This window comes from Providencia sp. Marseille-Q8014, assembly GCF_965112055.1.
Genome location: NZ_CBCOPT010000001.1, coordinates 1,166,155 through 1,186,268, shown reverse-complemented (window position 1 = coordinate 1,186,268; position 20,114 = coordinate 1,166,155). Strand labels below are relative to the sequence as shown.

General features: G+C 38.7%; 16 protein-coding genes. 11 read left to right on the top strand and 5 right to left on the bottom strand.

Annotated features, from left to right (window positions below; genetic code table 11):
- Nucleotides 1–470: 470 nt before the first annotated feature.
- Complete coding sequence (gene dhaM / locus ACWPW6_RS05135) at nt 471–1,916, top strand: dihydroxyacetone kinase phosphoryl donor subunit DhaM (protein ID WP_250000131.1); 1,446 nt, start codon at nt 471–473, stop codon at nt 1,914–1,916.
- Between the two features lie 199 nt (nt 1,917–2,115).
- Here dhaM and ACWPW6_RS05130 read toward each other — a convergent pair whose 3' ends face one another.
- Complete coding sequence (locus ACWPW6_RS05130) at nt 2,116–2,763, bottom strand: helix-turn-helix domain-containing protein (RefSeq protein WP_410241841.1); 648 nt, start codon at nt 2,761–2,763, stop codon at nt 2,116–2,118.
- A 242-nt stretch (nt 2,764–3,005) separates the two neighbouring features.
- Nucleotides 3,006–4,340 (bottom strand): 30S ribosomal protein S12 methylthiotransferase RimO, encoded by a 1,335-nt coding sequence (gene rimO / locus ACWPW6_RS05125; protein WP_163860810.1) that lies wholly within the window; start codon nt 4,338–4,340, stop codon nt 3,006–3,008.
- Nucleotides 4,341–4,576: 236 nt separating this feature from the next.
- Here rimO and ACWPW6_RS05120 point away from each other — a divergent pair, with 236 nt between their 5' ends.
- Both ACWPW6_RS05120 and ACWPW6_RS05115 read left to right on the top strand, forming a co-directional pair.
- Nucleotides 4,577–5,533, top strand: coding sequence for a hypothetical protein (locus ACWPW6_RS05120; RefSeq protein WP_250000129.1), 957 nt, complete (start codon nt 4,577–4,579; stop codon nt 5,531–5,533).
- 578 nt (nt 5,534–6,111) lie between these two features.
- Nucleotides 6,112–7,299: a retropepsin-like aspartic protease gene (locus ACWPW6_RS05115; protein ID WP_257759753.1), complete on the top strand. Its 1,188-nt coding sequence runs from the start codon at nt 6,112–6,114 to the stop codon at nt 7,297–7,299.
- Between the two features lie 129 nt (nt 7,300–7,428).
- On the opposite strand, the gene ACWPW6_RS05110 is transcribed toward ACWPW6_RS05115, so the two are convergent.
- Complete coding sequence (locus ACWPW6_RS05110) at nt 7,429–8,358, bottom strand: DUF7916 family protein (protein ID WP_154625016.1); 930 nt, start codon at nt 8,356–8,358, stop codon at nt 7,429–7,431.
- Between the two features lie 263 nt (nt 8,359–8,621).
- On the opposite strand from ACWPW6_RS05110, the gene ACWPW6_RS05105 reads away from it, so the two are divergent.
- The 6 genes from ACWPW6_RS05105 to ACWPW6_RS05080 all read left to right on the top strand — a co-directional run bounded on the left by ACWPW6_RS05105 (nt 8,622) and on the right by ACWPW6_RS05080 (nt 15,405).
- Nucleotides 8,622–9,179 (top strand): iron transporter, encoded by a 558-nt coding sequence (locus ACWPW6_RS05105; protein ID WP_154625015.1) that lies wholly within the window; start codon nt 8,622–8,624, stop codon nt 9,177–9,179.
- A gap of 210 nt (nt 9,180–9,389) precedes the next feature.
- Nucleotides 9,390–9,725: a cupredoxin domain-containing protein gene (locus ACWPW6_RS05100; RefSeq protein WP_154625014.1), complete on the top strand. Its 336-nt coding sequence runs from the start codon at nt 9,390–9,392 to the stop codon at nt 9,723–9,725.
- Between the two features lie 11 nt (nt 9,726–9,736).
- Complete coding sequence (locus ACWPW6_RS05095; RefSeq protein WP_163860807.1) at nt 9,737–10,570, top strand: FTR1 family iron permease; 834 nt, start codon at nt 9,737–9,739, stop codon at nt 10,568–10,570.
- Nucleotides 10,563–11,465, top strand: coding sequence for an EfeM/EfeO family lipoprotein (locus ACWPW6_RS05090; RefSeq protein WP_250000122.1), 903 nt, complete (start codon nt 10,563–10,565; stop codon nt 11,463–11,465). The genes ACWPW6_RS05095 and ACWPW6_RS05090 overlap by 8 nt, the downstream gene beginning before the upstream one ends.
- Nucleotides 11,466–11,476: 11 nt before the next feature.
- Nucleotides 11,477–12,751 carry an iron uptake transporter deferrochelatase/peroxidase subunit gene (efeB, locus tag ACWPW6_RS05085; protein ID WP_250000120.1) on the top strand — a complete coding sequence of 425 codons (1,275 nt, stop codon included), beginning with the start codon at nt 11,477–11,479 and terminating at the stop codon, nt 12,749–12,751.
- Nucleotides 12,752–13,008: 257 nt separating this feature from the next.
- Entirely contained in the window at nt 13,009–15,405 is a 2,397-nt protein-coding gene (locus tag ACWPW6_RS05080; protein WP_250000117.1) for a beta-N-acetylhexosaminidase, read from the top strand.
- 74 nt (nt 15,406–15,479) lie between these two features.
- Here the strand turns inward: ACWPW6_RS05080 and ACWPW6_RS05075 are convergent, their stop codons facing one another.
- Entirely contained in the window at nt 15,480–16,217 is a 738-nt protein-coding gene (locus tag ACWPW6_RS05075) for a vWA domain-containing protein (RefSeq protein WP_250000114.1), read from the bottom strand.
- A 453-nt stretch (nt 16,218–16,670) separates the two neighbouring features.
- Between ACWPW6_RS05075 and ACWPW6_RS05070 the strand changes: the two genes are divergently transcribed.
- Nucleotides 16,671–17,186, top strand: coding sequence for a DUF2165 family protein (locus ACWPW6_RS05070; RefSeq protein ID WP_250000113.1), 516 nt, complete (start codon nt 16,671–16,673; stop codon nt 17,184–17,186).
- Here the strand turns inward: ACWPW6_RS05070 and ACWPW6_RS05065 are convergent.
- The gene (locus ACWPW6_RS05065) at nt 17,183–18,112 is read right to left on the bottom strand and encodes a LysR family transcriptional regulator (protein WP_163860801.1); all 930 of its coding nucleotides are present in this window, start codon (nt 18,110–18,112) and stop codon (nt 17,183–17,185) included. The genes ACWPW6_RS05070 and ACWPW6_RS05065 overlap by 4 nt on opposite strands.
- 194 nt (nt 18,113–18,306) lie before the next feature.
- Here ACWPW6_RS05065 and ACWPW6_RS05060 point away from each other — a divergent pair, with 194 nt between their 5' ends.
- Nucleotides 18,307–20,100, top strand: a complete 1,794-nt coding sequence (locus tag ACWPW6_RS05060) for an adenine deaminase (protein ID WP_163860800.1) — start codon at nt 18,307–18,309, stop codon at nt 20,098–20,100.
- The last annotated feature ends 14 nt before the right edge of the window (nt 20,101–20,114 follow it).

Genomic DNA, 20,114 nt, shown 5'->3' with positions numbered 1-20,114 from the left:
TCTTACTTAGAAAAATTATTACTTACGTGATGAAATTATTTCGCATATTATTTCTATATCACTAAGTAATATTAATCATGACCGTACAAGTTACAGCCATTAATTTTAAAACTAAGTTACCGCTTTGTGAAATGTTATTATCTGAAAATTCACTTAGTATAAAAAAAAACAGTTCAAAATCGATATCTTAACATCAATCGTTAGTCAATAATTTTACCCTCCCTTCATTTTTAAATGACGATATTCATTAGTTGGAAACTTTAATATTACATCTAAAGTGAAATAAAACATTTTGTCTCCAAATGGCTATGCCATCGTCATTATTAAGAATATTCGTTAAATTATTTGTGATTTGTAAGTGTCTTAATCTTTATTGCTAAATATCAGCAGAAGCTCTCTCTTTTTTTTCGTAACATTACTTATTATAAATCGATATCTATCGCCGCTAAGACTCACCAGAGGAGAAGAATATGATTGGTCTCATTATTGTTTCTCATAGCAAATTGCTTGCTGATGGAGTGCTCCAACTCGCAGAGCAGATACAGAATAAACAGCATTGTCAGATAATCACTGCGGCGGGTGTTGATGATGACACCCACCCTATTGGTACAGATGCAGTGAAAGTCATGGAGGCGATCGAAACCCTAGCAGATGCTACAGCGATTATTTTATTAATGGACTTAGGTAGCGCATTACTCAGTGCAGAAACTGCTCTCGACCTCATTGACGCTGAATTGGCAAAAAAAGTGCATTTGTGCAGTGCGCCTTTAGTCGAAGGAGCCATTGCTATCACTGCCTCTGCATCTACTGGTGCGTCAATTGATACAATTTTAAATGAAGCACGCCAAGCGCTTTATCCAAAACAACAGCAATTGAATGAGGCTAACGACATAACAGAGAAAGAAACACCAGCGCCTAGCAGCTTCTCTGAAAAAGCCATGATGACGGAATGGTTGGTACAGAATCCTTCAGGACTTCATATTCGCCCTGCGGCTAAATTGGCAACATTACTTTCAGGTTTTAAAGCAAAACTGGAATTACAAAACAACGAAAAGCGTGCGGATGCTAAAAGCATGAACCAAATCGCGCTATTACAGGTTCATCAAGGGGATAAAATTAGGCTTATTGCAGAAGGAGTGGATAGCCAAGAAGCTATCGACGCATTTAATCAACTGGCACAACAACACTTTGGTGATAATATCAGCACATCAAATGCGAATTCACTGATAGGAAAAGCCGCTTATGTTCCTTCCGTAACCGGATTTGCCTATCATATCCCTGAAAATAGCAAACCTTGCACTTTCTCTTATCAAGGCAGTAAACATGAGCTAGAGACGGCAACTCAAGCCATTAAAAGACTACAAAGACAGTTAAATACCCTATCTGATTCACTCGCTGAGACTTATGGAAAAGAGATTGCCAATATTTTTCATGGCCACAGTGTATTATTAGATGACGATGATCTTATCGATTCCATTAAGCAAAAAATAGAACATGAATCGATAACGGCCTATGATGCCATATCCCAGGTATTTAGTGAAATATCAGAACAGTACCAACAACTCGATGATGACTATTTGCAAGCGCGATTTATTGATATTGATGACTTAAAAAACCAGCTACTTATGTCAATATCGTCGGCATCCTCCTCCCCTTTGGTGCTTTCTGAGCCGACAATCCTTCTGACTCATCACTTAGGTCCTTCAGAATTACTGCACTATAACAACGCTAACGTGGTCGGAATTGCTCTCGCTCAGGGGTCCCCTTATTCACACACCTGTATTATTGCAACCAAAATGGGGATCCCCATTTTAGTCAATCTTGGTGAGAAAATTGATGAAATTCCCGAAAATGCAAAATTAACGCTATCCGTTGCAACAGAAACATTAACTATTGGGGCGCCTATTTCTGCATAAATAAACGATACGGCTTGCGATGTTTTAAAGTCAGCATAATGTTCAACCATCGCAAGCCTCAACACAAGTCAGCCCAATGATGCGCAACAATACCTGCTAGCGTTAACCCAAAATGATCCTTTTAAGCTTGTTAAGAAGACTGATGTTATCAAACCTATTTCCCCCTCTTCTAATGGCGTGAAACCGCTGCATCGAATTGCTACTTATATTCCTTGATGTCGATATCATACTGCTTCAACTTACGCCAGAGAGTCGTTCTTCCTATATTCAGCACTTGGTACATTTGCTGAATTTTTCCGTTACATACCTTAGCAGCCTCAATAATTGCTGATTTTTCAATTTCATGAATATTCAGTTCTCTAACGCAGGTAGCGGCACAATTATCAAAAGTCATATCCTGCATCTGAAGGTGACACTTAATTTTTTCACTGATTTCACGGGCGATCGATTGGGTTAACGCAAGAAGAAGGGTGTTATTTACCGTCTGAGATGCCAAAATAATGATGGCAACGAGAGTTTCATTTTCACTAAGAATAGGCGCGAGATAATAAAAGGTTCCCTGCCATTTGATTGGATGCTTAAACAAGCTAAGTGGGGTTTCCTGCATGTCACAGGTTGCTAAAATATTGTGAATGAAAAAGGAGTTCTTCCAAATACGATTGGACCACAGCATCTCACCATAAGGTTCGATTAATGCAGTATCTATTACCAAATCGTTGATAGGTGACAAACCCTTTTCGATAGCAAGACTCGCAATATCAATTAACACGTCGGATGAAATAGTTCTTGCTATCTCTTCCTGTTCAGGAAAAATCACTGGAGATGAAAAATCAACAGACATAGCCATCCTTATACACCGATAAGTTATACTTTGATTATGTCTATTTTTTATTAAATTTTAATATCTCAAATCAAATAATCTATTGATAGATTTTTATCTATTGATCTAGAACAAAAAGTCAGGACATATCCAAATCAGAGATTATTACTGTCGCTGAGATAAAACGATTTCTTACTTATCCGATAAGAGTAAAATGCCCCAGTGATTGACATTCCAACGATTAGGGCACTTTACTGTTGATGTGCGGGTTATTCGTTAACGATCGACCCCCAGAGGTCATACTCATCAGCGTGTTCAATCAACACGTTAACAACATCACCGGGTTTCACTCCGAATTCACCATTCAAATAAACCATACCATCAATCTCAGGAGCATCAGCCATACTACGACCAATCGCGCCTTCATCATCGACTTCATCAATCATTACTGGTAAACGGCGGCCTATTTTTTCTTGTAATCTTTCGGTTGAAATCTGTTGCTGCAATTGCATAAAACGATGATAACGCTCTTCTTTAACATCCTCAGGAACTTGATCAGCAAGTTCGTTCGCTTTCGCACCTTCAACTGGACTATATTTAAAGCAACCTACGCGATCAAGACGAGCCTCTTGCAAGAAATCGAGCAACATTTGGAAATCGTCTTCCGTTTCGCCGGGAAAGCCCACAATAAAGGTCGAACGTAACGTTAATTCAGGGCAGATTTCCCGCCAACGCTTGATGCGTTCGAGAGTTCTTTCTACTGCCCCAGGACGCTTCATTAACTTTAAAATCTTTGGACTCGCGTGCTGTAATGGAATATCCAAATAAGGAAGTACTTTACCTTCCGCCATTAAAGGAATGACATCATCAACATGTGGGTATGGGTAGACATAATGCAAACGTACCCACACGCCAAGTGATGCGAGCTGTTCACATAATCCAACCATACTGGTTTTTACCGGTTTACCATCCCAAAACCCCATGCGATGCTTAACATCAACACCATAAGCAGAAGTATCTTGAGAGATCACTAATAATTCTTTAACCCCTGATTCAACCAAGCGCTTTGCTTCATTTAATACATCCCCGATAGCACGACTATCTAAGTCACCACGCATTGATGGAATAATGCAGAATGTACAACGGTGATTACAACCTTCTGAAATTTTAAGGTAGGCATAATGTTTTGGTGTTAATTTAACACCTTGCTCAGGAACTAAACTTAGGAAAGGATCATGTTCTGGCTTTGGTACATAGTGATGAACATGATTGAGAACTTGTTCATAGCTATGAGGACCTGTGATTTCCAGCACTTTAGGATGAACTTCGCGAATTTGATTTTCTTTAGCGCCAAGACATCCCGTCACAATTACTTTGCCGTTTTCATTTAATGCTTCACCAATCGCTTCAAGCGATTCTTGAACCGCACTATCAATAAAACCGCAAGTATTAACAATAACCAAATCAGCATCATCATAACTTGGTACGACTTGATAGCCATCCGTACGTAGTTCAGTCAGGATGCGCTCAGAATCAACAAGATTTTTCGGGCAGCCAAGTGAAACGAAGCCAATTTTTGGCACCGGATTAGTATTTTGCGACATAACTCACTTCTTTTATTGTTTTAAAAAATGGGCTGGATTTTACCTGAAGTATAGTAGGAATTGTATAAATTTTTATCTATAAAACTATTTTTATTAAACGATTTATGCTTGGCGGATTTTGTCGATATAAAGCCAAAAACCATGAGCGCCTTTCTTGTTGATAGCTACAAAATTTAGCTTATGTTACCATTTGAATTCACTGAAAATAATTGATTACAACGACTCGCCTTTAGAAAATGAAAAAATACAATAACAAAAAACGTAAAAACAAAAGTCGAAATAGAAACCACGATAGCGACAACCGTCATATTGTTAGCACTGATAGTCGGAATCGTGATAATAGTACTCGCAACGAGCATCGTCATTACACCCATTTAGAAACAATGGCTTACCCATTACCTAATGAATTAAAACTTCCTATAGCATCGATCATTGGACATGGTAATCAAACATTTACTTATTTTATATGGCTATTTTGTACTTTAATATGTGCATTGACTTCTCTTATTCTATGGAATGTTATCTCAGGAAGGTTCCTTTTTGTCACTATTGAGATCGTCCTATTAGTTTCATTTTATACTCTACTAAAACGATTTAATAAAACTGTTAGTTATTTTTCTATCGATAATAACGGATTTCGCTTTATTTGTGATCCATATCCAAACATGAACGTTGAAATACTCTGGGAAAATATTTGCTCTGAATATGTTGTTCATATCGAAACAGGCGGTAGATATAGTCCTAACTATCTTGTTTTTCAGTATAAAAACGCCTCAAATGAGAGTAAAGAATATAAATTACCCATCGAAAATTGGATTAACTATTCCCCCTTCTCTCCAGTAGAAAAAAGAAAATTGATGCTCAAAGCGCTACTTAAAGGGCTTGCGAGAATTCCTGATATCAAAATCAACCAACGTGTATTCACTAAACTCGATATAGACCCACAAACATTTAAATTTGTACCATCAAAGAGAAGGTCAGAAAATATATATTGCATGATTTTGACCATCATCGTTTTAGGAATTTCATTGATGTTATGGCTATTTTTGGTCACAATTTTACCGCTTTCATGGGCTTTAGTTTTGTGCTTAGCCGCAACTGTGCTTATCGCTATTGGGGTAATTCTATTCTTTACTTGGCTTTATCCAGAATTCGAAGGCAATATCCGCTATATCAATGATATTAATAAATAATCATCTTAACTGTAGCATTTTTTTCATTTGGGCAACCAAGTGACATGAAGCCAATTTTTGGCGCCGGATTGGTATTTTTCGACTTAACTCACGTCTGTTATTGGGTTAAAAATGAGCCGAGTTTTACCTGACGTATATTTTAGCGCTATAAATCGCTTTTTCAGCAGAACCATAGACTCTTATAGCGGCTCAATTCGCAGTTCATCTGTAGTGATCACATTAGCCGTCCGATAGATGATTGTTCTATTCTGAAAATCTTTCCGCGAGATAACCTCCCCTTAATTGATCGTAACTCTGTCTATAACGAGAATAAAACATCCTTAATCAGCACGATAACGAGTTAAAAAATAAGCTTATTTATACGAAAAATGATGAATGTTAATAAAGTGAGATAGAGTAAAGTATAAAAAACTCGAACTAAAATTTATATTTAGCGGAAATTTAATCGTGTAACTAATGCTAAAAAGTATTGATTATTGAGTTCTCGTTTATAAATTTATTCGTATAAAAAGCTATTATTTCATTGTGTGATAGATCATTAGATTATAGGGTAAACAATGCAAAACAAGGAGCCTGTCTTGGTAAAAAAATCCAATAAAATAATAAGTTACCTAGCGTTATTAATGATAACGGGTTGCTCTAACACGATAAAAAACCATGACCCTATACTTGTTAACGATTTTCAAGACCAGTATGTTGATTATATTTTAGTTCCCGTCACGATAAATGGTGAGAAATACACATTTTTATTAGACACTGGCTCATCAACATCTGTTATTGATCAATCCTTGGTCAACAAATTAACAAGCAACCTTGATGCACCACCCGCCTTTTATCAAAAATACTTTAATGTCGTAAAAACTGTCAGTGATAATAAAAAAATGGCGGACGTTAATTTTGTTAATCCCATTTCCTTTTATATTGGGGAAAAGTACTTTAATGGCGGAGACTTCTGGGCTGCAAATGATCTTAGCCTGCTATCACAAATGGTAGGCGAAAATATTTCAGGGATACTCGGTATTGATATTTTTAGACGATTAAATTGGGAAATCGATAACAAAAATAAAGTATTAACGCTCTATGATAATCCTCCTAATATCAATAACTATGAGCAGTGTATTACATATGATGATTACACGCTTGGAGCTCCCTCTTTCAATGCTTACTTTGATGATAAGACCTATGTGAATGTTAAATTAGATACTGGATCCAAAGTGAGTTATTTGTCTTCTGAATTTTTAGATTATCTAAAAGAAAATAAAATCAATAAGATGGAAAAAATAGAACAATTTGATAATGCAATTACCATCGATTTTTCTGGTGTGAATAACAAAAAAGAAGATCTGTATCGAATTCAGCAAGTTCAATTAAATGATACTACACTCATCGACCAAAAATTTGCTGAAAATAATAATAATGCTTATGCTATTGGCATGTCTGCATTAGCTTCATTTGATAAATATCTATTATCGCCAGATAGAATGCTCATCTGCTATAATAGTCATAAATCCCCAGAGAAAGAATTGCAGGATATTAGAAAAATAAATATCCGGATGTTTAATAACAATATTGAATTCTTTTATAATAATGAGGATACCCTCGCTAAATACCCTATTCAAAATGGGGATGTTTTAATGAGTCTCAATGGGGTTTCATACCCAACAAAGGCTTTAGTCAAAGTGCAACATTTGATCAATACATTACCCAAAGGACAGCTATCTTTGGTTTTACGTCGACAAGGAACGTTAATAAAAGTCGATTTTTAAAATCCATATTGTTCCAATTTGATTAATCAAACACCATTTTAAAATGTTTAAATAACAAATAGATAGCTAATAGAAATAATCCGAATCACACCGTCAGATGATGTGATTCGGATTGCAAAATATGATTGATTAACGATTAATCGAACGAGCAATACGCGAGTAAGTGTGTCTCACACCACGGATAACAATGCCATAATTAAGAATGTTTTCAGGTAATGCAATACCGTTATAGCCTGAATCACCAATATGATGTAGATCTGTTCCTGCCATTTTGCACATCAACGCAATTTGACGGATGGTTTGTAAATCAGCGCCTTCTTGTGATGTTCCAATCGCTGTCATTGTTAATACACCTTGAGAATGACAGTAAGCCACCATCCTTTGCACAAATTCAGCTGAAATACCGGGTACCGTTCCCGGTGCGGGCAAAAGGATCACATCGGCACCGCTATCAATAAAACTTCGAATATCAACTTCTGTAATCAACTGCTCTGCTGACTCATTGAGAACACCAGCAGCGTGCATTTTTCCGGTAATTAAAATGACCTCTTCACCAACAACCGCTTTTAATTCTTTTAGACTTAAATTGATTTCTTGATTGGTGACTCCATTACCCGGATTGCCCGTTAGCACAATAATGTCAACGCCCATCTCCTTTAATTTTATTGCGTTTTTTACCGTGGCTAAACGGCCTTCAGAAATCTTCCACTGCACATCCTGATTGGGATTATTAAACCCTGCAGGAACAGGTTCCAGATTTACACCAATGGCTCGACCTGTAAGGTGTTTTAAAGTCCGGATAATCTCTTGTGGTTCTATATTTGAAGGGAGACCTTGCACAACCGGATTATCAACATCAAAAATATTCAATAATAAAATATCCGCCCCTTGACTTGCGGCGAGCTCCGCATTTGTCACATTCATTAAAACAGGCTGTATCGTACCAATGGTTTCAGAAACCAAAAGGCGCCCTTCACTCCCCTTAATGGCTTCTAATAACGCCTTTTTATTCATGCGCGATATTTCAGAAGCGGTACAATCAAGATAACGTTTTTGCATGCTTTACACCTTTATTTATTCGTAGGCTAATAATAAATAAACTCTGTTCAATTTATCGTGACATATAATCAATAAGCTGAATACATTTTGGCTCAAAAGATATTTTTCAAAAAATAATAACTTTCCTACTGTAACTATTTTTCTAAAACTTTTCATATATTTGGCTATAAATTAAATTTTTGGCCTCAAACTTTAACTTGAACAGCATGAATAATAATGATTATCATTGCGTTCCAATAATAAATAATGGTAAGGACAAGACGATGAAACTCGCTTATCAAGCAGCTGTTTCGGGTTTAGCTTTATTCTCAATCACTGCTTTTGCTCAAGAATATCCTTTAGGACAACCTATCATTAAAGATGGAATGGAGATTCAAGGGGTTTATCTTCAACCAATAACAATGGATACAGAAGAAGGCCATCAAGGGATGTCCCACCTTGCTGCCGATAAAGCAGATATCCATTTAGAAGCAGATATCCATGCGGTTGAGGATAATCCAAATGGATTTGCTGAAGGTGATTGGATCCCATACCTCACTATCGAATACACAGTCAAAAAACTCGGCGATAAGCCACAAACTCAAACAGGCACATTCATGCCGATGGTCGCTAGTGATGGCCCTCATTATGGTCAAAACATCAAATTGGATGGCAACGGTAAATACCAAGTCACCTATAAGATCTATCCGCCATCCCATAATAAACAAGTCGCATTTGGTCGCCATATTGATAAAGAAACAGGGGTAGCTCCATGGTTCAAACCTTTTGAAGTTTCATGGGAGTTTGACTATGCGGGTGTAGGCCGAAAAGGTAGCTACTAACCCACAAATCGATACTCAGCGTTATTCTCGACGCGGCAAAACGACAAGCATATGAAACACGGGAAATAGCTAGAAACGGTCCCCCCGTGTACAGAAAGGAGTCAACAACGCTGCGACTTGCAATATAACGGGTATATCATTTCAGGGCTAGCCGCTGCTTAATTGCTGCGTATAGCCCTTTTATTTGTCGTTATGTTTAGAGCCAATAAAATGAAAACATTACTAAGTTTAGCCCTTTTGCTATTTTCAGCACTCATACCCAATGCGGCTTTCGCAGCAGAAAAATTTACCGTTGAATTAGAAATGAAGAACGGTGATTTAATCCCACGTGTGCTTGAAGTTCCTGCAAAAACGATTATTCGTATCAAAATAACTAACACAGGAACTGAACCCGCTGAGTTTGAAAGCACACAATTGCGTAAAGAAAAAGTTCTCGCGCCGGGAGCTAGCTCTGTTGTGGTTATTGCTCCCCTAAAACCGGGAAGTTATACCTTTTTTGATGATTTCCACCTGTCTCACCCAAAAGGTGAGATCATCGCGAAATAGAAGGATAAATTATGGGGCAAGTTCTATTTGTTGTCTGGCGAGAAAGCTTTGAAGCATTGCTAGTCATTGGCATTATTTATGCTTGGATAAAACACCATCCTGACTCTCGCAATGGCATGAAGTTTTTATGGGGGGGAGTTGCCCTCGGCCTTATCGTTTCTGTTCTATTAGCACTATTGATTTATGGTGTTTTTAACGTTCTCGATGATACGGGTCAATCTCTATTTATGATCTTTATGGAATTGCTTGCCTGTGTTTTGATCGTCCAAATGGTATATTGGATGAATAAACATGGTCGGTCCTTAAAATCTGAAATTGAATCGGGTATTAGCCGCAATGCAGCACACCACAATTGGTGGGGAGCTACGCTGATTATTGCCATTGCCATTGCTCGCGAAGGAAGTGAAATTGTTGTCTTCCTGTCTAGTTTTATCATGTCATTAAATGCTGAAAATGCCTCCGAATTTACGATAGAAGTTGCTGCCGGTATTTTAATTGCAGGTTTGACACTCTATGCCTTCTTACTCACTAATCGTTTTGTTTCATGGAAGATATTTTTTAAAGCGACAGGTGTCATTCTATTATTTCTTGCCCTCTCTCTCTTACTCAAAGGGGTTGAAGAAAGCGCTAACTTATTCATTGAATACGATTATCCTATCCCTGAATTTTTAATTTATCCTGCATGGGATACCACGGCTTTGCTTGATGACTCAAATATTGCCGGTAACTTTATTTCTTCTTTCTTTGCTTATCGGTCACAGCCTATATGGTTAAGTGTTATTACATTTGTGCTTTATTGGATTATCGTTATCACGCTGTTTTCTCGAGGTAAAAAACATGCGTAATACAAGAATATCTACACCAATACTATTGGGTATAAGCTTAGTTTTAATGATGGCGATGCCTACCTCTGCGCTGGCCAAAGCATTGAGGTCCCCAGTACAAACGGGTGATGATATCATTATCGCTAAGGGGGATATCCCAACCCCTGAAAAATATCATCCTGCTATCAGAGCCTATTTAGACTATACGCGTACTCAATTACAGGACATGGTTTCTCAGTTAGAAATCTTAAAGAGCAGCCTTAAAGTCGGTGATTTAACCGCAGCCGAGCGAGCTTACATCCAAGCTCATCAATATTATGAATCCGTTCGTCCTATCATCATTCTATTTGGTAATACTGACCGCATAATCAATGCAAGGGCTGACTATTTTCTTGATAAAGAAAAAGATTATCGTTTTACTGGTTTTCATCTCGTTGAATATCAATTATTTGATCGCAAAGATAATACCGCTGCGATGCGTGCAACCGATGAATTACTCATGAAAGCACAAGATTTGCAAAAGCGGGTTGCCACTGAAAATATTGAAATCCCCAAATTGGTTCAAGCATCGGCAGATTTTATTGAGATGATTCTAGAAACCAAAATGGCTGGCAAAGAAAATATCTATAGCCAATCTGATTTAACGGATATTGCTGCAAATCTACGTGGCTCACAAGAAGTGATCAACGTACTGGCTCCTTTTATCGAGCCAAAACAACTTCAGCGCATCCAAGATAATTACCTAGAAGCCTATCGTATTATCAAACCATATCAATTAACACCTAATCATTATCAGAGTTATAAGCAGTTTGATAAAAAAGACATGATGGCGCTTTATTCTGTATTAACACAACAGGCTGAAGATCTTGCACAACTTCGATATCAGCTCGGTGTTGATGTGTATTACAAGTATTGAGGTAACAAGCCATGAAGGCGAAATCATATAACCATGCTACGTCAATTAGCTTTTCTCGACGTAATGCACTAAAAACCTTAGCTGTTGGCAGCTTTATGGCAGCAGCCCCAACCCTGGCAGCAAATACTCGTCAAAACCAATGCCAATCTTCCTATGAGAAAACCATCCCTTATGAAGGTTTACATCAAGCAGGGGTATTAACGCCAGAACAAAAAAATGCTTCATTTATTGCCTTTAATGTCACTGCCGACTCACTTGATAAATTACAAAAACTGTTTGAAATTTTGACAGATAGGATTGCCTATCTCACACAAGTACAAAAAGCACCTAACACTCACAATGATCGTATGCCACCAGCCGAATCCGGTATTCTTGGGAGCAACCTCCAACCTGATTCCTTGACTGTTACCGTTTCATTAGGTCATAGCCTATTCGATGCTCGATTTGGTTTGGATAAAATCAAGCCTCGTTACCTTGTTGAAATGACAAGCTTCCCCAATGATAGACTGGAACAGCAATGGTGTGGCGGGGATATTAGTTTACAAATTTGCGCCAATAGCCAAGAAAGTGTCATCTATGCATTACGCGATCTCTTGCGCCATACCGCTCCGTTGATGTTCCCTATCTGGAAAATAGATGGTTTTTTACCTTCACGAGATATTGATAACCACTCAACGCCAATCAATTTATTTGGTTTCAAAGATGGCACTGGCAATGCCCCAACCAGCGATAGCCAACTGATGAATGAATTGATTTGGGTCACAGAGGATAACAAAGAACCTAAATGGTGTGTTGGTGGCACTTATCAAGCAGTGCGCCTTATCCGGTTTAATCTTGAATTTTGGGATAGAACGCCCCTCGAAGACCAAGAAAACGACTTTGGTCGTCATAAAGATAGCGGCGCGCCTATTGGTATGAAGCAGGAACATGACGATCCTGAATTTGCTAAAGATCCTCATGGCGATCGCATATTGTTTGATTCTCATATGCGCCGTGCTGAGCCTCGCAACCCTGAGCGTTATACGGCTAAATTAAGGCGCCGTAGCTATAGTTATTCTCTTGGTTTAACAACTAATGGGCTACTCGATATGGGGCTAATCTTTGTTTCATATCAAAAAAATCTTAAAACCGGTTTTATTGATACCCAAAAACGCCTTAATGGCGAGCCACTTGAGCGCTATATTAAACCTTTTGGTGGCGGTTACTATTTTGTTGTGCCCGGTATTCAAAATACGTCAGAGTATCTCGCTCAAGGCATGTTTGAGGCACTCAAACAACCCCGTTAAGCCTTAATCTATCGCGGGAGAATTAATACTTCCGCGATAAACTCATTGTCGATGAAAATACATCACTTTCCTTCCTATATTCCATACAAAAAATAAACAATAAAAATCAATTATCTAGATTTAATATTGCCTTCCGCACTTAATTCGCATCAAAAAAATAGTGTGAGCCATGTCATCTCCTCATCAACTAAGTTGGACTTCATAGCTTTATTTGTGTTCAAAATAGCATTCACTATTACGAATAATAAGGGATCTCTATGATTAACAAACTTACGTCTGCTATCGTCATCTCTTCACTGATTTATGCGTTACCAAGTGGTGCTCAATCAATCTCTGAATTGCCCTTAATGCCTTGGCCTCAGCAGATTGAAATAAAAAATGCGAATGGAAAATGGCTACTGAATAATGAACTCGATATTTATATTGAAGGTGATGATTTAGATGACGCGGTACGTCGTTGGCGCGATAGAATAGAGATCCAAACAGGCTGGCAATTAACGCCACATCAAGCAAAAAATAGCCATGCACCTATCAAAATTTTCATCGAGAAAAAAGTAGCCGAATTACCCGCTATTGAAATGGACGAAAGCTATCAAATCATTACCGATGATAACGGTGCCACCATCAAAGCTGCGACTCGTTTTGGTGCTATGAGAGGAATGGAAACCTTATTGCAATTGATCCAAACGGATGGCGAAAATACGTTTGTGCCACTGTTGAGCATTAATGATAATCCGAGATTTAGTTGGCGTGGTGTGATGCTGGATTCTTCGAGACACTTTCTTCCGATCAACGATATCTTGCGGCAAATCGATGGTATGGCAGCCGCAAAATTCAACGTATTTCATTGGCATTTAACCGATGATCAAGGATGGCGTTTTGAATCGCTTCGTTATCCAAAACTGCAACAGCTCGCCAGTGACGGTCAATATTACACACAAGATCAAATGCGCCAAGTTGTTGAGTATGCTAAAGAACGAGGTATTCGAGTCGTACCAGAAATTGATTTTCCAGGTCATGCCTCCGCTATTGCGGTTGCATATCCAGAGCTAATCAGTGCCGCGGGTCCATACCAAATGCAACGCCATTGGGGGGTTCACCCTCCCCTGCTCAACCCAACCCAAGAGAGCGTCTATCAATTTACCGATGCACTCATTGGTGAGTTAGCCACCATTTTCCCTGACGAATATATCCACATTGGTGGTGATGAAGTCGACCCAACACAATGGCAAAATAATCCATCCATTCAAGAGTTCATGCGAAAAAATAATTTAAAAGATACCCATGCGCTACAAGCTTATTTCAATCAACGCCTTGAACAGATATTAACCCATCATAACCGTAAAATGGTTGGCTGGGATGAAATACAGCATCCAACGTTATCAAAAAATATCGTCATTCAATCATGGCAAGGGCAAGACTCACTCGGACATAGTGCTCAAGAGGGGTTTAAAGGACTCTTGTCGACGGGCTTCTATCTCGATCAATCGCAAAGTGCAGCTTATCATTATCGCAATGAAATATTACCTCAGCCATTTACTGTAGATATCAATGTTAAACAAGGTGAACAATTCCAAAGTTGGCAATTTGAAATTGAAAGGCTTAAAGGCAGCCCAGTAAAAGGTAGCTTTACGTTAATAAAAGGAGTGGATGGCTGGCGTGGATTTATTGATTTTGCAGGTAAATCACGACGAGCTATCAATAAAATTGAATGGCGCTCACCACAACAAGTCAGCTTTTTTGTAGATACTTGGATGGGAGAAACTCGTCCAGTCGTTACATTAACCAATGGAAAGCTGAGTGGCTACACGATTATTGGCAATGCACGCTATCCAACAATAGGCTCTCAATTAACCGCAATCCCCAAAGGTATTGCACCAACAACCCCTGACAGCAATAAAATGCCGAATATTCTCGGGGGAGAAATTGCTTTATGGGCGGAAAATATTCGCGCACCGATCATTGATACTAAGTTGTGGCCACGAGCCTTTGCGGTTTCAGAGCGTTTATGGTCAGCAAAAGATGTCAATAATGAAAATGATATGTACCGTCGTCTGCATGCAGCAGATGCTTGGTCCACCCTCTCTGTCGGTTTACAACAACACGCACAAACAGCGCGTGAATTTACACGATTAGCAAATGGTGTTGATATTGAACCTTTAATCATCTTATCTGAATCTGTAGAGCCTGCGCATTATTATACGCGTCACCATTTGAAATTCCGTGAAAATCAATATCATCAATACGAACCACTGAACCGGTTTGTTGATGCTTTGCCCGCCGAAAGTACGCAAGCAAGAGCTTTTAAACAACATATTGATACATTGATCGCTAAACCCGATGATCAAGTGACTGCCCAGTGGTTAACACATAAATTAAAACGTTGGCACAATAACATTCCACAGGTGCAACAGCTGATAAAGCAATACGTCAATTTAGCACGTTTAGCGCCTGTTGCTGAAAATGTGGAGCAATTGTCCACAATAGGCATCGAGTTAATTGAGCATTACACGGCCAATACCCCCCTAACTGCCAGCCGTAAAGCAGCCATGGCTCAGCAGTTAGAAAAGAGTGCTGAGTTACAGGATGAATTAGTGATTGCGATTGTTGAGCCACTCGAGGCATTGCTTCGCCATATCCCAACGAAAGATTAGTGCAAAAAATACCCCCAATAAACTTCATTGGGGGTATATATACCGCTTATTGGTAGCCTTAACCTCTTGCTACTCTATTTTTTAGCGCGATCCATCGCATCGGCTTCAACATCCTTTTTCCACTCCTCTGATATTGGTGCAGCTTTTTTCTTTGACTCAACGGCATTATTTACCGCTTTATAAGCTTTATCGTAACCCACATCATCTTGTACGTAAGATGTTGCTTTTGACCTGCTAATACCAATATTATCAGCGGCTACAATGGCATCCATATTGGCACCGAGAAAGATGAAGTCCCATTTATCTTCGATCTCCGCCGATTTAATCATCGATTTAATCTTATCTTGACTGTATTTACGGCTACTATTTTCTTCACCATCAGTAATAATGACAAACAGGACATTATTATTCTTCGTTAATTTACGGTTTTCTTGCATTTTGATAATCGTATCGCCAACCGCATCTAGCAAAGCAGTGTTACTGCCTACTTTATAGTCTTCTAGTGTTAAGTTTGAAACCTTATTAATAGGTTCTCTATTGTGTAGTAATGTGGTTTTATCATTAAACAAAACCGTCGTAATAAAAACATCCCCTTTTTTATTACGATTTTCTGTTAATACACTATTAAAACCGCCAATCGTATCCGATTCAAAGCCTGACATTGAACCACTTTTATCGAGTATAAAAACTAAATCTAATACTTCTGCTTGTGATTTCTTCTCAATCATACTCTGGCCGCTGACAATAGAAGAAAACATCAGCAAAATAGACATAACGATCATGCCAAGAAACGACTTTAACTTTGAATTCATTTTGTTATTCCTATAAGAAAATACATCTTGGACTAATAACCATTATTAGTTTACTACGCTTATTTCACATAAGAATACTCTGGTTACCTTTTAAGTATACTCTTAAAATGATTTATTCTAACAACGAAATAGATTTTACAAACATCTAAATAACATACGCCATCAACAAATAAAAATACACCATTCATTCTTTTTGCAGCATAAAACACAAACCTCCGCACTCTATTTAAGTACATTTTTATGTTTGATACTTTTACTTTTAATTACTCACACAATTAACTATCTACAGATAAACATTCCTCATTTCCATACCTTCCCATAATTTATTTAATCCATTGATACAAATATACATTTCATCTGATATTGACAACAAATAATCGTAAATAAAATATCAAAATGCTATTTTAAAAATAGACATAAACATTATAAGAATAATTATTTTTAAGGGGAAATATGATAATTCGAGTTTCTAAATCATTATGTGTTTGCGCCATAGCCTTTTTTATTTCATTATCTGCATTCAATAACTTAACAGATTACAATATTAATTTTACTTTTATACAACATGTTTTAACGATGGATTCAATATTTTATAATGCGACTATTAAATATCGTGCCATCGACTCCCCAATACTTCATCATCTTGCTTACATAACTATTATTATGCTTGAAATTATTTCATCTTTAATTTGTTGGTGGGGTGGAATTAGACTTTTTCAAAACAGAAACAAAAGTGCTGCCATTTTTAATCGGAGTAAAAATATGGCTATTATTGGCCTAACACTCGCCTTTGTATTATGGCAGACACTTTTTATGTCTATCGGTGGTGAATGGTTTGCAATGTGGATGTCTAAACAATGGAATAGTGTACCTAATGCATTTCGTTTTTTTGTCACGGTGCTTTTAGTATTAATTTATGTCGCTTCACAAGACAGTGACAAAGAATCCACTTCCTCAGTTACCTACTAACTATTTATAGGGTTATCTTTTAATGTCTTGAGTAATACCATAAATGCCGACTCGACCATTGGCGTTAATACTTGACTGGTTCTCATCAACGATACAGTGCGTGTCAGTGCGGGCTGTTGTAACTGTAGCACAACCAAATCAGGCTCACGTAAGTGAGCCGTATAGAGCTGAGGGAGGATAGCTACCGCTAATTTAGAACGAACTAGCCCATAAAGAGTTTCAATATAATCGACTTGATAACGCACATTTAGCTTCAAACGATGGCTTTCGATGGTCGCTAAGACCAAACGTTGAATATTCCCCTTAGAGAATACCGCGATATCACGATTATTTAGCATTTTCCAAGGGAGATGAAAACCATTTGCTAATATATCTTCGCGGTGAACAACGGCAACGAAAGGATCATCTTGCAATGTAAAGAGTTGCAGTTCACGAGGCACTGAACTGTCAAGGACCCCTACGCCAAAATCGATTTCATTATTCATTAACTGAGAAACGAGTGAATCATTTGTCTTATCGTAGAATTCAACATTAAGCCGAGGAAAATGTAAATTTAGCTGAGTAGGAACATTAGGAAATAATAATGAGCTAACGGAAGGAACTAACCCAATACGCAACGTACCGTCTCCCCCTTCCTCAATGATTTGTTGGATATCGCTAAAAGCACGATGCGACACACTCAAAATACGTTCAGCATGCGGTAAAATCGCCGCCCCCAATTCAGTGAGTGTGACCGAAGATGCTGTACGGTTAATCAATTTACCGCCAATAACATTTTCAATTTGACGCAGTGCACTACTCAACGCTGGCTGACTAATCGCTAATCGACTGGCTGTATCAGTAAAATGACGTAAATGAGCCAATGTCACAAAATATTGTATTTGCTTTAACGTTAATGCGGGTAGACGCTGCCAAGGTTCTGCCATGTTATCAGTACACACTCTATTTTTAGGTAACGTATTGTTAAATATATTTATTTAACAAATATAATGCCTAACTGAATTCAATAGGATAATTATCATTATAACCCTTTCTTATGATCTGATAAGTTTTATCATCTTGGCAAACGTTTGCGTTGCTCATAAAGTACAAACCAATAATCTTTTATTGATGGTGATTTATGAGTGTAACTGACTACAGCAGACGCCGCGCAATACAAGCAGCCAAAGGTGAAATTCCCTTTGATCTCCTCCTAACACAAGCCAATATCGTTGATATGGTGACGGGTGAAATTCGCCCTGCTGATATTGGTATTATCGATTCTTTGATTGCCAGTGTTCATCCTACAGGTAGTCGCCTCGATGCAAATGAAGTGCATAATCTCAACGGATATTTTATCTCTCCCGGACTGATTGATACTCACGTTCATCTAGAGAGCTCCCATCTTCCGCCTGTACGCTACGCTGAAATTGTTCTCACTCAAGGAACCACCGCCGTATTTTGGGATCCACATGAACTGGCGAATGTACTTGGTTTAGAGGGGGTTCGCTACGCAATCGAGGCAAGCCGTCATTTACCATTACATGTTATGGTTGCCGCCCCCTCTTCCGTTCCTTCAACACCTGGCTTAGAAATGTCTGGCGCTGATTTCGCGGGCAAAGAAATGTCAACGATGTTGAGTTGGCCTGAAATCCATGGCGTCGCTGAGGTAATGGATATGTTTGGTGTACTTCATGGCAGCGAGCGCATGGAGGAGATCTTACACGCTGGTTTAAATTGCGGTAAGTTGATTGAAGGACATGCAAGAGGGCTAAAAGGTGCCGACTTACAAGCATATCTAGCGGCTGGGGTCACCTCCGATCATGAGCTCACTTCAGCAGAAGATGCCTTAGAAAAACTGCGTGCTGGGCTAACGCTTGAGATCCGTGGCTCACATCCGTATTTATTACCTGAAATTGTTGCCGCACTCCAGCAATTACCGCATCTTTCATCACAAATCACTGTATGTACTGATGATGTTCCACCAGATATTTTAATTGAAAAAGGTGGCATTATTGCCTTACTCAACCTATTAATTGAACAGGGTATGCAAGCAACTGACGTCTTACGTTTTGCTACCTTAAATGCCGCCATTCGTTTACAACGTAATGACCTAGGCTTAATTGCAGCTGGACGCCGTGCGGATCTGGTCATCTTTGACTCCCTCAAACAGCTCAAAGCACAACGCGTTTATGTCGCAGGCCAACAAATCGCTGAGAATGGTCAATTATTAACGCCTCTCGCCACGAGCCAAGATGTGCTCCCGCCAAGAGATACCATGCATTTATCACCAATCTCGGCCGAGGACTGCCAATTACACATTAAAAATATCGTCAATGGCAGTGCTCGCTTACGCCATATTCGAGGCGCTCGTTTCACACAATGGGGTGAAATCGATGTGCAAATCAATGATGGCAAAGTGCAACTACCGAGTGGCTTTAGTTTAATTCGCGTTCAACATCGCCATGGTCGCCATGATGCCAAACCACAAATAGCATTATTAGAAGGATGGGGAGAACTACGAGGAGCAATTGCCACTAGCTACTCCCATGATTCTCATAATTTAGTTGTACTCGGTCGTGATGCTAATGATATGGCTCAAGCTGCTAACTTGCTGATTGAAAGCGGTGGTGGAATGGCATTAGTTCAGGATGGGAAAGTATTAGCCCACGTTGCGATGCCGATCGCGGGTATGTTGTCAGATTTACCTGCTCATCAACTCGCAGAACAGTTTCGCCAGTTACGTGAGCTTAGTAGTAAGATTGCAGACTGGGAACCTCCTTATCGCGTTTTCAAAGCAATCGAAGGCACTTGCCTTGCCTGTAATGCAGGCCCTCATTTAACGGATCTCGGACTTACCGATGGCACGACTCGTGAAATTGTTAATGCGGTCATTGAATCGAATGAACACGAATACAAACACAATAATAAATGATAGGAGAGCCAACT